This is a genomic window from uncultured Pseudokineococcus sp. (assembly GCF_947495735.1).
Classification (GTDB): domain Bacteria; phylum Actinomycetota; class Actinomycetes; order Actinomycetales; family Quadrisphaeraceae; genus Pseudokineococcus.
On the sequence record NZ_CANMAA010000005.1, the window covers coordinates 152,206 to 164,885 of the forward strand.

The 12,680-nt window shown below is 75.8% G+C and carries 10 protein-coding genes; 6 read left to right on the forward strand and 4 right to left on the reverse strand.

What is annotated here, in order from left to right; all coding sequences use genetic code 11:
- Positions 1-91 precede the first annotated feature (91 nt).
- Positions 92-346, forward strand: a complete 255-nt coding sequence (locus tag Q0848_RS09510; protein ID WP_299036916.1) for a hypothetical protein — start codon at positions 92-94, stop codon at positions 344-346.
- 225 nt (positions 347-571) lie between these two features.
- On the opposite strand, the gene murQ is transcribed toward Q0848_RS09510, so the two are convergent.
- The 3 genes from murQ to Q0848_RS09525 form a co-directional block, all read right to left on the reverse strand.
- Complete coding sequence (gene murQ, locus Q0848_RS09515) at positions 572-1,546, reverse strand: N-acetylmuramic acid 6-phosphate etherase (protein ID WP_299036918.1); 975 nt, start codon at positions 1,544-1,546, stop codon at positions 572-574.
- A 30-nt stretch (positions 1,547-1,576) separates the two neighbouring features.
- Positions 1,577-2,317 carry a GntR family transcriptional regulator gene (locus Q0848_RS09520; protein WP_299036919.1) on the reverse strand — a complete coding sequence of 247 codons (741 nt, stop codon included), beginning with the start codon at positions 2,315-2,317 and terminating at the stop codon, positions 1,577-1,579.
- A 187-nt stretch (positions 2,318-2,504) separates the two neighbouring features.
- Entirely contained in the window at positions 2,505-3,074 is a 570-nt protein-coding gene (locus Q0848_RS09525; RefSeq protein WP_299036922.1) for a TetR/AcrR family transcriptional regulator, read from the reverse strand.
- 89 nt (positions 3,075-3,163) lie between these two features.
- On the opposite strand from Q0848_RS09525, the gene Q0848_RS09530 reads away from it, so the two are divergent.
- The 5 genes from Q0848_RS09530 to Q0848_RS09550 all read left to right on the forward strand — a co-directional run bounded on the left by Q0848_RS09530 (position 3,164) and on the right by Q0848_RS09550 (position 11,026).
- Positions 3,164-4,327: a DUF418 domain-containing protein gene (locus Q0848_RS09530; protein WP_299036924.1), complete on the forward strand. Its 1,164-nt coding sequence runs from the start codon at positions 3,164-3,166 to the stop codon at positions 4,325-4,327.
- Positions 4,328-4,533: 206 nt separating this feature from the next.
- Positions 4,534-7,641: a glycoside hydrolase family 38 C-terminal domain-containing protein gene (locus Q0848_RS09535; protein ID WP_299036926.1), complete on the forward strand. Its 3,108-nt coding sequence runs from the start codon at positions 4,534-4,536 to the stop codon at positions 7,639-7,641.
- A gap of 171 nt (positions 7,642-7,812) precedes the next feature.
- The gene (locus Q0848_RS09540; protein ID WP_299036928.1) at positions 7,813-9,183 is read left to right on the forward strand and encodes an extracellular solute-binding protein; all 1,371 of its coding nucleotides are present in this window, start codon (positions 7,813-7,815) and stop codon (positions 9,181-9,183) included.
- On the forward strand, positions 9,180-10,124 hold the full coding sequence (locus Q0848_RS09545) for a carbohydrate ABC transporter permease (protein ID WP_299036930.1): 945 nt from the start codon (positions 9,180-9,182) through the stop codon (positions 10,122-10,124). The genes Q0848_RS09540 and Q0848_RS09545 overlap by 4 nt, the downstream gene beginning before the upstream one ends.
- Positions 10,124-11,026, forward strand: coding sequence for a carbohydrate ABC transporter permease (locus Q0848_RS09550; RefSeq protein WP_299036932.1), 903 nt, complete (start codon positions 10,124-10,126; stop codon positions 11,024-11,026). Before Q0848_RS09545 ends, Q0848_RS09550 begins: the two co-directional genes overlap by 1 nt.
- Positions 11,027-11,174: 148 nt before the next feature.
- On the opposite strand, the gene Q0848_RS09555 is transcribed toward Q0848_RS09550, so the two are convergent.
- The gene (locus Q0848_RS09555) at positions 11,175-12,680 is read right to left on the reverse strand and encodes a tripartite tricarboxylate transporter permease (protein ID WP_299036934.1); all 1,506 of its coding nucleotides are present in this window, start codon (positions 12,678-12,680) and stop codon (positions 11,175-11,177) included.

The window sequence follows — 12,680 nt, forward strand, 5'->3', positions numbered from 1 at the left end:
CTGTCTGCCCGTCTCTAGCCCGAGGGCCAGAGAGGGGCAGACGCCGCTCGACGCCCCGGGGCCGTGCGTCGCCGACCGCCGCGGCGGCGGGGTGAGCGGTGGTCGGCGGCGGTCCGCCCGGGGGCACCCCTGGTGGCAGCAGCGGCGGGCGACCGCGGGGCGGACGACGGCGCTCGCGGTCTTCGCCGTCCTGCTCGCCGCGGTGACCGTGGCCGCCGCGCTCTGGCCGACCCGCGAGGACGGGCTCCTGCGCCTCGGCCCGGCGATCTTCTGGGTGCCCTTCGCGGCCTCGTGCGTGGCGGGCGCGGTGGCGCACCGGCGGGAGGCCCAGCGGGTCGACCGCTGAGGGCGCAGCGCGGAGACGGGCGTCCTCGGTGCCCCGCGGGAGGACCGGGCACGGCGCCACCTGGGCGGCGCGTGCTCAGCGACCTGCAGAACTGGAGCCTGCGGAGCGTCGTCGCAGGTGGGGGCCTGCGGCGCCGGCGACCGAGGACTCCTGCAGGTCGCCGGGTGCGCGTCCGGTCGGGGACCTCCCGTGCCGGCGGGCGGCCCGTCGTCCGCGGAGGTGAGCTCAGGCGTCGGGCGAGGGCCCGCCGGCTCCTGCCCCCGCCGTCTCGAGCGCGACGCGCACGCGTCCACCGGCGGCCGCGAGCAGCTCCCGCGCCCGCTCGGCGTCGACGCGGGCGAGGAGGGCGACGACGGCCGTCCCCGCGTGGCCGCCGGCGTCGGCGACGGCCCGTGCCACGGCGTCGCGGTCGGCGCCGGTGGCCTCGGCGACCATCCGCTGGACGCGCTGGGCGAGCTTCGCGTTGGTGACGCGGACGTCGACCATGAGGTTCCCGAACGTCTTCCCGCGCCGGACCATGACGGCGGTCGAGAGCTGGTTGAGCACGAGCTTCTGCGCCGTCCCGGCCTTGAGGCGGGTGGAGCCGGCGACGACCTCGGGGCCGGTGTCGACCTCGACGGCGACGTCCACGCGCGCGCTGAGCGCGGCCCCGGGGTTGCTGCTGACGCCGACCGTGCCGGCGCCCGCGGCCCGTGCGGCGTCGACCGCGCCGAGCACGTAGGGGGTGCGGCCGGACGCCGTGATGCCGACGACGACGTCGTCCGGGCCCACGCCCCGCGCTCGGACGTCGGCGGCGCCGGCCTCGGCGTCGTCCTCGGCGCCCTCCCGGGCGCCGGCCATCGCGGCGGGCCCCCCGGCCATGACGGCCACGACCAGGTCCGGGTCGGTGCCGAAGGTCGGCGGCAGCTCGGAGGCGTCCACGACGGCGAGGCGCCCCGGCGTCCCCGCGCCGACGTAGACCATCCGCCCGCCGCGCTCCAGGCGCTCCACGACGAGGTCGACCGCGGCCGCGATCGCCTCCCCGGCCGCGGCGACGGCGGCGGGCACCTCGGCGTCGGCGGCGGCGAGCACGGCCACGACGTCGCGGGTGCTGCGCGCGTCGAGGTCGGCCAGGTCCGGGCGCGTGCGCTCGGTGGCCAGGAGGCTCAGCGCGTCGGCGTCGGCGGGCGGGCCGCCGGTGGAACGGGAGGGCGTGGTCATGGGAGCTCCAGGGGCTGTGGTCGGCGGCCCTCAGGCCAGGTCTCGGGCCCGCGCGGCGGGCTGCGGAGCCGGGGCGGGCTGGGAGCCGAGCGGGGCGACGATGCGGTACCGGTCGCCGCGGTAGACGGAGCGGACCAGCTCCAGGGCCCGGCCGTCGGCGCTGCGCGTCGTGCGCTCGATGAGGAACGCCGGGGAGTGCAGGGGCACGTGCAGCAGCGCGGATTCCTCGGCGCTCGTGGCGGTCGCCTCGAGGACCTGCTCGCCCGTGGCCACCTCGACGCCGAAGCGGTGGGCCAGCACGGCGTAGAAGGACGTGTCGACGAGGTCCTCGCCCCGCAGGCCGGGGGCGAGGTCCGCGGGGACGTGCAGGTCCTCGATCGCCATGGGCTCGCCGTCGGCCAGGCGCAGGCGGCGCACCCGCAGGGTCGGGGTCGCCGGGTCCACCTCGAGGCGCCGGCCCACCACGGGCCCGGCGGGCTGGGTGCGCGCGGAGAGCAGCCGGGCGCCGGGGCGCATCCCGCGGGCCGTCATGTCGGCGCTGAAGGACGTCACGCGCAGGGGCTGCGCGAGCTTGGGGGCGGCCGCGAAGGTGCCCGCGCCGCGCCGTCGGACGAGGCGCCCGGCGGCCGCGAGGTCGTCGACCACGCGCCGCAGCGTCACGCGGGAGGTCCCGATCCGGGCGGCGAGCTCTCGCTCGGGGGGCAGCGGCTCCCCGGGGCTCAGGCCCCCCAGGAGGTCCTCGACGGCGGCGGCGACGTCGCTCGCGCGCACGGGCGGCTCCTCGGCGCAGGACGCGCGGGGGCACGTCGGGGGTGGTCCCGCGACGGGCGCCGGGGCGCGGCCGAGGGGGTCCGGGTCTGGAGAGCAGACCATTGGTAGGCCACGGCGGGGAGGGCGTCAAGGCTCCGCCGCCGGCGGGAGGCAGGCCGCGGTCGGTGCCGGTCAGGGTCGGTGCGGGTCAGGGCGCGAGCAGCGCGTCGAGGTGGTGGTCGAGCAGCCGGCGGGCGCGGGAGGGCGGCATCCGCCCCGGCTCGGCGACGCGCGCGGTCGCGAGCCCGTCGAGCAGGGCGAGCAGCGCGGCGGCGCGGTCCAGCACGGCGCCGGGCCCCAGGTCCGGGCGCGCCGCGCCCAGCAGCCGCGCGAGCGCCTCCTCCACGCGCTGCCACGACGCCCGGTAGGCCGTCGCCGTCGGCTCGTGCACCGCGGCGCGCGCCACCTGCACCAGCCACACGACGCCGGCGCCCCGCTCCGCGGGCTCCAATGGCACGAGGCCGGCGGCGACGGCGCGCAGCGCCCCGGCCGGTGAGGACGCCGCCTGGGCGCTGCGCAGCAGCTGCGCGCCCACCTGGTCGTCCACGCGCGCCATGGCGGCCGCCAGCAGGGCGTCCTTGGTGGGGAAGTGGTGCTGCACGGCGCCGATCGAGACGCCGGCGCTCGCGGCGACGCGGCGGATGCTGATGCCCTCGAAGCCGTGCTCGACCAGGAGCCCGACGACGACGTCGAGCAGCTCCTCCGACGGCCCGGGCACGGCCGCATCGTCGCACCGCGGGCCGTGCCCGTCGGCGCGCCGCCGTCGCGCGGCCCCGGACCATACGATCGTATGGTTGGCTTTGCCCCATGACGGTCGCGCCCCCGACGGCACCCGCCCCGCCCCGCGTCGCGGCGCTCGACGTCGCCCGCGGCGTCGCGATCCTCGGCACGCTGGCGACGAACATCTGGATCTTCACCGACCCTCAGGGCTTCGTGGGCTACCTCGACGGCGGGGCGCGGGCCGCCGTGACGTCGCCGGCGTGGCGGGCGGTCGAGCAGGTGGCCCAGCAGCTCGCGCAGGGCAAGTTCCTCGGCCTGCTCACCCTCATGTTCGGCATCGGGCTCGAGCTGCAGCGGCGCTCGGCGGCGCGCACGGGCCGTGCGTGGCCGGGGCGCTACTGGGTGCGGGCCCTCCTGCTGCTGCTCGACGGGCTGCTCCACTACCTGCTCGTCGCGGAGTTCGACGTCCTCATGGGCTACGCCGTCACGGCCGTGGTCGTGGCGGCCGTCCTGGCGCGCAGCGAGCGGGTGCAGCGGCGGTGGATGGTCGGCGCGGCCCTCGCCCACGCGGCGGTGCTGGTGCTGCTGGCCACCGCGCTGGGCACGGCGTCGCCGGCTCCCGGCGGGGTCCGCCTCGACCCCGACCCCTACGCGAGCGGCTCCTTCGGCGACCTCGTGCTCTTCCGCCTCGAGAACCTCGGGCTGTTCCGCGCCGAGGTCGTGCTCGTCCAGGCGCTGTCGGTCGCGGCCTTCCTCCTGGGCGCGCACCTCGTGCGCGCGGGGGTGCTCGACGAGGAGGGCGGCGCGCTCCGGCGCCGGCTGCTGCTCCTCGGCGCGGTCGCGCTCCCGGTCGACCTGCTGCTCGGGATCACGGGCGGGACGGCCGGGCTGGTCCTCGCCCGCTACGGGACGGCGCCGCTCGTCGCCCTCGGCCTGCTGGCGCTGGTGGTCGAGGTCGTCCGCCGGCGTCAGGAGCCCGGCGCGGTCGGACGCCGCCTCGCCGAGGTGGGGCGCTCGGCGCTCAGCTGCTACGTCCTGCAGAACCTGCTGGCGTCGGTGCTCTGCTACGGGTGGGGGTTCGGGCTGGCGGCCCGGCTCGGCCCCGACCAGCGCGTCCCCGGGACGCTGCTGGCCTACCTCGCCGTCGCCGCGCTCGTGGTGCTGGCCGCGCACGGGTGGGCGCGGCGCGGCGGCCGGGGCCCGGTCGAGGCGCTGTGGCACCGCAGCGCTCGCGCGCTCGGTGCGCGCTGAGGGCACGGCGCGCCCGGGCCGACGGCCGGCACGGGTCCGGGCGGGCGCCGTCCCCCGCCCGGGAGCGGCCACCCGGAACGCGCTCGTGCGCTCGGCCCCACCGCGTCCGTCGTTGTGACTTACTGATCGAGGAAGACCGGACCAGGCACGGATCGACGACGACCCGACCCGCTCGCACCCGGGCACGAGAGCTGGAGCGACCCCCCATGCACGACGACCGAGACCTCCTGCGCCGACGCGTCGAGCGGACGCTCGCCCACCGGCTGCGCCCCGCCGTGCACCGGGTCGTGGGCTCGCTGCAGGTGGAGGCGTGGCACGTGGAGGGGGGCCGGGGCGAGCCGGTCCCGCCGTCGGCGGCCCTGCCCGGGGACGGCCGCCGGGACGACGCCCGCTACGAGCCGATGGCCGTCGGCGACGCCTGGGGCCCGGCGTGGGGCACGAGCTGGCTCCACGTCACCGGCGAGGTGCCCGCCGAGGCGGCCGGGCGCCGCGTCGAGCTCGTGATCGACCTCGGCTGGGCCGACCACTCGCCGGGCTTCCAGGCGGAGGGCCTCGTGTACCGGCCCGACGGCAGCCCCGTGAAGGGGCTGAACCCCCGCAACGGCTGGGTCCCGGTCGCCGAGGCCGCGGCGGGCGGCGAGCGGGTCGACCTCTTCGTCGAGGCCGCCGCCAACCCCCTCGTCCTCGACGTCGACCCCTTCCGGCCGACGACGCTGGGCGACCGGCTCACCGCGCCCGCCGAGCCGCTGTACCGCCTCGCCCGCGCCGACGTCGCCGTCCTGGAGACCGAGGTGTGGGAGCTCGTCGCCGACCTCGAGGTCCTGGGCGGCCTGCTGGAGGAGCTCTCCGACGACGACCCGCGCGCGTGGCAGCTGGCCCGGGCGCTCGAGCGGAGCCTGGACGTCCTCGACCTCCAGGACGTCCCCGGGTCCGCGGCGGCGGCCCGCGGCCAGCTGGCCGACGTCCTCGCCGCACCCGCCACCGCCAGCGCGCACCGGCTCTCCGCGGTCGGGCACGCCCACATCGACTCCGCGTGGCTGTGGCCGCTGCGGGAGACGATCCGCAAGGTGGCGCGGACGACGTCGAACGTCGTCGACCTCATGGACTCGCCCCAGGGCCAGGACCTCGTCTACGCCATGAGCTCGGCGCAGCAGTACGCCTGGATCGAGGAGCACCGCCCCGAGGTCTTCGCGCGGGTGGCCGAGAAGGTGCGCGAGGGCCGCTTCGTGCCCGTGGGCGGCATGTGGGTCGAGTCCGACACGAACATGCCCGGCTCCGAGGCGATGGCCCGCCAGCTCGTGCACGGCAAGCGGTACTTCCTCGACCGCTTCGGCGTGGACACCCAGGAGCTGTGGCTGCCGGACTCCTTCGGCTACTCCGCCGCCCTGCCGCAGCTGGTGCGCCTGTCGGGCTCGCGCTGGTTCCTCACGCAGAAGATCAGCTGGAACACCACCAACGTCTTCCCGCACCACACGTTCTGGTGGGAGGGGATCGACGGCACCCGCGTCTTCACCCACTTCCCGCCCGTGGACACCTACAACTCCGAGATCTCGGCGGCCGAGCTGGCGCACGCGCAGCGCAACCACCGCGACAAGGCCGGCTCCAACCGCTCGCTCGTGCCGTTCGGCTGGGGCGACGGCGGCGGTGGCCCCACCCGCGAGATGCTCCAGCGCGCCCGCCGCACGGCCGACCTCGAGGGCTCGCCGCGCGTGGTCGTCGAGGCGCCCTCGGCCTTCTTCTCCGCGGCGGAGGAGGAGTACGCGAGCGGCCCGGTGTGGGTGGGCGAGCTGTACCTGGAGATGCACCGCGGCACCTACACCTCCCAGGCCGGCACCAAGCAGGGCAACCGACGCAGCGAGCACCTGCTGCGCGAGGCGGAGCTGTGGTCGGCCGCCGCGGCCGTCGCGGGGGACCTCGCCTACCCCTACGAGGACCTCGACCGGCTCTGGAAGACGGTGCTGCTGCACCAGTTCCACGACATCCTCCCCGGCTCCTCGATCGCGTGGGTGCACCGCGAGGCCCGCGAGACCTACGCCGCCGTGGCCGAGGAGCTCGAGGGCCTGATCGCCGCGGCGCTGCAGGCGCTCACGGGCGGCCCCGCGGCCGGGTCGGGGAGCGTCGTCCTCAACGCCGCGCCGCACGCGCGCGGCGGCGCGCCCGCGCTCGGCGGCGGGCCCCTGGGCGAGCCGGCCGAGCCGGCGCCCGTCGTCGTCGAGACCGGCGGCGGGGAGCACGTCCTGGACAACGGGCGCGTGCGCGTCGTCGTCGACGAGCGCGGGCTGCTGAGCTCGGTGCGCGACCTCGAGGCCGACCGCGAGGTGCTCGCGCCCGGCCAGGCCGGCGCGCTGCTCCAGCTGCACCCGGACACCCCGAACGCCTGGGACGCCTGGGACCTCGACGCCTTCTACCGGAACCGGGTCAGCGACCTCACGGGCACCGACTCCGTCGAGCTCCTCCCCGCGGACCACGGCGCCGCCACCGTGCGCGTGACCCGCTCCTTCGGGGCCTCCCGCGTGGTGCAGGACCTCTCCCTCGCGCCCGGCGCCGCCCGCGTCGACGTGCGCTGCGAGGTGGACTGGCAGGAGCGCGAGAAGGTGCTCAAGCTCGCCTTCCCCCTCGACGTGCACACCGACCGCGCCGCCTTCGAGACGCAGTTCGGGCACCTGCAGCGCCCGACGCACGTGAACACGACGTGGGACGCCGCCCGCTTCGAGGTGTGCGCCCACCGCTTCGTCCACGTCGCCGAGCCGGGCTACGGCGTCGCCGTCGTCAACGACTCCACGTACGGGCACGACGTCGCCCGCCACCCCCGCGAGGGCGGCGGGACGACGTCGACGGTGCGGCTGTCGCTGCTGCGCGCGCCGCGCTTCCCCGACCCGGACACCGACCAGGGCACCCACGTGCTGCGCGCCTCCCTCGTCGTCGGCGGCGTGGCCGACGCGGTGCGGGAGGGCTACGCGCTCAACCTGCCCGAGCGGCGCGTCCCCGGCAGCCGCGTCGTCGAGCCGGTCGTGCGGGTCGAGGACGAGAGCGCGCCCGGCGCGGTCGTCGTCGAGGCGGTCAAGCTGGCCGAGGACCGCTCGGGCGACGTCGTGGTCCGGGTCTACGAGGCCCTCGGCGGCCGCGCCCGCGCCCGGCTCGTGCCCGGCTTCGCCGCGGCGGGCGCCGAGGAGGTCGACCTGCTCGAGCGGCCGGCGCCGGAGGACGTGCGCGGCGCCCTGGCGGGCGGAGCGCTCGACGAGCGGGGAGGGGCGTCGCTGTCGCTGCGGCCCTTCCAGGTCGTGACCCTCCGGCTGCGCCGGGCGACCCCGTGAGGGTCGCGGGCTGAGACCCGGGCCCGGGAGCCCCCGGGCCCGACCGACCCCGACGAGGCGGCGACGGAGCCGCGGAGCGGAGGTGCCGAGGTGGAGCGGAGCTGGAGCACGAGGAGGGCGCGCGGGGCGCGCGCGAGGACCCGGGGGAGGACCCGCAGCAGAGCGGCTGCGGTGGCCGGACCGGCGGTGGTCGTGCTGGCGCTCGCGACCGGCTGCGGCCAGCAGGGCGCCGCCGAGCGGGCCGACGTCCTGCGCGTCGCCTACCAGCAGTTCGGCGGGACCTCGCCCGTCGACGACTGGTTCGCCGACGTCGCGGCGGAGTTCGAGGAGGCCAACCCCGGCGTCGACGTGCAGCTGATGCCCGTCGTGGCGGGGGGCAACGACTACTTCACCAAGCTCAACCTCATGCGGGGCTCCCAGCGGACGGCGCCCGACGTCATGCTCCAGGACTCCTTCCAGATCAACTCCGACATCGAGGCCGGCTACCTCCTGCCGCTGGACGACCGGCTCGCGCAGTGGGAGGACTGGCCGCAGTTCGCGGGCTCCGAGGGCGCCACCACCGGCCGCGACGGGTCCGTCTACGGGGTCTCCATGGGCACCGACACCCGGGCGCTCTACTACAACCGGGACCTCCTCGCCGAGGCCGGCGTCGAGGTGCCCTGGGAGCCGCAGACCTGGGAGGACGTCCTCGACGGCGCCCGGGCGGTCCGGGACGCCGGCCTGACCTCCCCGGACGGCTCGCCGGTGATCCCCTTCAACATCTACGGCGGGTCCTCGGTCGGCGAGGTGACGTCCATGCAGAGCGTGCAGATGCTGCTCGCGGGCACCGGCGACGAGCTCTACGACGACGAGAGCGAGCGCTGGGTGGTGGCCAGCGAGGGCTTCGAGGACTCCCTCGCGTTCCTCGACACCGTCTACAGCGAGGACCTCGGGCCGTCGCTGGCCATGGCGCTGGACCCGCAGCTGCAGTACGCCGTCGCGGGCCAGCTCATCCCCCAGCAGCGGGTCGCCATCGCCCTCGACGGGTCGTGGCAGGTGGAGAACTGGCGCGAGGGCGGCACGTCGGCGTGGGACGGGTGGACCGAGACCCTCGGCGTCGCGCCCATGCCCACGCAGGACGGGCAGGAGCCCGGCGCCGTGAGCCTGTCCGGGGGCTTCGCCCTCGCCGTCGACGCGGGGGCGCCGGAGCCCGACCTGGCCTTCGAGTTCATCACCACGGCCGCGGACTACGAGAGCTCCCTCGCGTACTACCTGGCGGCGCAGCAGATCTCGGTGCGCTCCGACGTCAGCGAGGACCCGCGGTACGCCGAGCAGAACCCGACGATCTCCTCGTTCTCCGACCTCGTCGAGGTCACGCGCTTCCGGCCCGCCTACCAGGAGTACCCGCGCATCTCGAGCGAGATCAGCACCACCGCCGAGTCCGTCATCACCGGTGACCGCACGCCGGAGCAGGCGATGGCCGACTACGGCGAGGCGGTGACGCAGATCGTCGGCGAGGACGACGTCGTGCGCGTCGACGGCGACGAGGAGGAGGGCTCGTGAGCGTCGTGGAGACCCGCCGGGGCAGCGCCCCCGCCCCCGCGCCCGGGGGAGGGCCGGCCGCGCGCCCGCCGCGGCGCCAGCCCGCCGGCCGCTGGCTCCTGCCGCTCGCGCCGGCGGTCGTGCTCCTGGCCGTGTTCTTCGCCGGGCCCGTCGTGTGGAGCGTGCTCCTGTCCTTCACCGACGCCTCGCTGACGGGCTCCGCGGCGGCGCAGACGTCGTTCGTGGGGCTCGACAACTTCGCCCAGCTCCTGGGCGACCCGGCGGTGTGGAACGCCGTCGTGCTCACCGTCGTCTTCGTCGTCGGCTCGGCCGTGATCGGCCAGAACGGGCTCGGCCTGGCGCTCGCGCTCATGCTGCGCGGGCGCGGGAGCGTCACCCGCTCCCTCGTGACGCTCCCGGTCATGGCCGCCTACGTCGTGCCCGAGATCGTCGCCGCCTTCGTCTGGTACGCCTTCCTCAACCCCGAGGGCACGCTCAACACGGCGCTGACGAGCGTGGGGCTGCCCGGTCAGAGCTGGCTGTTCACGGTGCCGATCCTCGCCGTCGTGCTCGCCAACATCTGGCGCGGGACGGCGTTCTCGATGCTCATCTACCTGGCGGCGCTGAGCCAGGTGCCCTCCGACGTCGACGAGCAGGCGCAGATCGACGGCGCGTCCGGCTGGAAGCGGCTGCGCTTCGTCACCATCCCGATGATCCGCCGCGCCATCGGGACCAACCTCGTGCTCGTGACGCTGCAGACGCTGCAGGTCTTCACGCTCATCTTCGTCATGACGGCCGGCGGGCCCGGCGACGCGAGCGAGACGCTCCCGCTGCTCATGTACGAGCAGGCCTTCCAGTACGCCGCCCTCGGCTACGGCACCGCCATCGCGCTCGTGCTGCTCGCCATCGGCGCCGTCTTCTCGCTCGGGTACATCCGCGCCATCGGCAAGGAGGAGATCTGATGGCCGCCGCCACCAGCACCGCCCCGGGCACGGGGGCGACCGTGCCCCCAGCCCGGCCCCCGCGGCCCACCGTGGCCTCTCCGCGGCGCCGGGCCTCCGACGTCCTCGTCACGGCCGTGCTCGCCGTCGTCGCGGTGCTCTTCGCCGTGCCGCTGCTCTGGCTCGTCATCGCCTCCCTCGACCCGGCGGCCTCGCTCCAGCTCTCCCTGCCCGAGGAGCCGGGCCTGGACAACTTCGCGGCCGTGCTGACCGTCGACACGACGCTGCGCCCGCTGCTCAACTCCCTGGTCCTGTGCCTGTCGGCGTCGCTGATCACGGTCCTGGTGGCGACGCTGGCGGCCTACCCGCTCTCGCGCTACCAGCTGCGCTACGGCCGCCCGTTCCTCTACACGATCCTCTTCGCGACCGGGCTGCCGCTGACCGCCGTCATGGTCCCCGTCTACAGCCTGTTCGCGCGGATGGACCTGGTGGACACCCGGTACGGCACGGTGCTGTTCCTGGCGGCGACGTCCCTGCCCATCGCCATCTGGCTGACCAAGTCCTTCATGGACGGGGTCCCCATCCAGCTGGAGGAGGCGGCCTGGACGGACGGCGCCTCGGCGATGCAGTCGCTGCGCAGCATCGTGGCGCCGCTCATGCTGCCCGGGATGCTCGTGGTGGGGATCTTCACGTTCATCACGGCCTGGGGGAACTTCTTCGTCCCGTTCGTGCTGCTGCTCTCGGAGGAGAAGCTGCCCGCGGCCGTGACGATCTACCAGTTCTTCGGGCAGTACGGCGCAGCCGCCTACGGCCAGCTGGCGGCGTACTCGCTGCTCTACACGCTGCCCGTGGTCGTGCTGTACGCGGTCGTCTCGCGCTGGCTCGGGGGTGCGTTCACCCTCGGCGGGGGCGTGAAGGGGTAGCGCGGGCGGACGCAGGCCGTCGCCCGCGGGGAGGGCGCTACCCCGAGCCGGTGGACCCACGACGCGGTCAGGCGCGTCGCGGGTCCACCGGCTCGCAGCGGTCACCCTCGGTCGGCGCGCCTGCTCCGCCGCTCCCGAGGTGCGGGTCTCAGACGTCGGCGCCGCGGCTGCTGCGGATCTTGCCCACGACGGCGAGCAGCACCACGACGGCGAGCAGTGCGTACACGACGACGGTGGCCGGGCTGGCGGCCAGCGCGCCGAGGTCGCCCTGGCTGATGGCGAGGGTGTTGCGGAGGTTGACCTCCGCGATGGGGCCGAGGATGACGGCGATGAGCACGGGAGCCAGCGGCACGTCGTGCCGGCGCATGAGGAAGCCCAGCAGGCCGAGCAGGAGCAGCAGCCAGAGGTCGACGATCGAGCCGGCCGAGACGTAGATGCCCAGGCCGGCGAACACGCTGATCCCCGCGTACAGGTACGGCCGCGGGATGACCAGGAGCTTGGCCCACAGCGGCGCGAAGGGCAGGTTGAGCACCAGCAGCACGAAGAGGCCGACGAACAGGCTCGCGATGAGCGCCCAGGCGACCTCGCCGGACCGCTCGAAGATCAGCGGCCCGGGCTGGATCCCGAACTGCTGGAAGGCGCCGAGCAGCACCGCCGCGGTCGCCGACGTCGGCAGGGCCAGGACGATCAGGGCGCCCATCGCGGTGCCGGCGGTGGCGTTGCCCGCCGCCTCCGGACCGGCGACGCCGCGGATGGCGCCGCGCCCGAACATCGGGTTCCTGCGGCGGGCGTCGAGGCGGCGCTCGGTGCCGTAGGACAGGAACGTCGGCACCTCGGAGCCGCCGACGGGGATGACGCCGAAGGGCACGCCGAAGCCCGCGCCGCGCAGCCAGGCCGGGAGCGCCTCGCGGAACTCGGCCCGCGACAGGAAGGGCCGGCCCCGGACGGCGACGAGCTTGTCCCCGCCGACGTGCCGGCGCCGCGAGGCGACGAAGAGCACCTCCCCGAGTGCCAGCAGGCCGACGGTGATGACGACGATGCCGACGCCGTCGAACAGCTGGGGGACGCCGAGGGTGTAGCGGACCGTCCCGGTCTGGGAGTCGATGCCGACGACGCCGATGGTGAAGCCGATGACGAGCGCGGCCAGGCCCTTGAGGGCGGAGTCCGCGACGACGAACGCGATGGCCACGAAGGCGAAGGCCGTGAGGGCGAAGAACTCGGCGGGCCCGAAGGCGGAGGCGAGGCTCGCGAACAGCGGCGCGCCCAGCGCGACGACGGTCGTGGCGATGAGGCCACCGGTGAAGGCGCCGATGGCCGAGGTGGCCAGGGCCTGGGACGCGCGCCCGTCGAGCGCCATCTTGTGGCCCTCGATGGTCGTCGCGATGGCCGAGGAGTTGCCGGGGGTGTTGAGGAGGATGCCGGTGATCGAGTCGCCGAAGAGGCCGCCGTAGTACACCCCGGCGAGCATGATCAGGGCGCCCGTCGGGTCCAGGGCGAAGGTCACCGGCAGCAGCAGCGCCACCGCCATGGCGGAACCGAGCCCGGGCAGGACCCCGACCGCCGTGCCCAGCAGGGCCCCGAGGAAGACGTACACGAGGTTCATCGGCGTCAGGGCGGTGGAGAACCCGCCCGCCAGGTCGCTCAGGGCTTCCAC

Coding starts and splice junctions, on each gene's coding strand:
- Q0848_RS09535 (WP_299036926.1), top strand. CDS start 4,534: ATGCACGACGACCGAGACCTCCTGCGCCGACGCGTCGAGCGGACGCTC.
- Q0848_RS09530 (WP_299036924.1), top strand. CDS start 3,164: ATGACGGTCGCGCCCCCGACGGCACCCGCCCCGCCCCGCGTCGCGGCG.
- Q0848_RS09550 (WP_299036932.1), top strand. CDS start 10,124: ATGGCCGCCGCCACCAGCACCGCCCCGGGCACGGGGGCGACCGTGCCC.
- murQ (WP_299036918.1), bottom strand. CDS start 1,546: ATGACCACGCCCTCCCGTTCCACCGGCGGCCCGCCCGCCGACGCCGAC.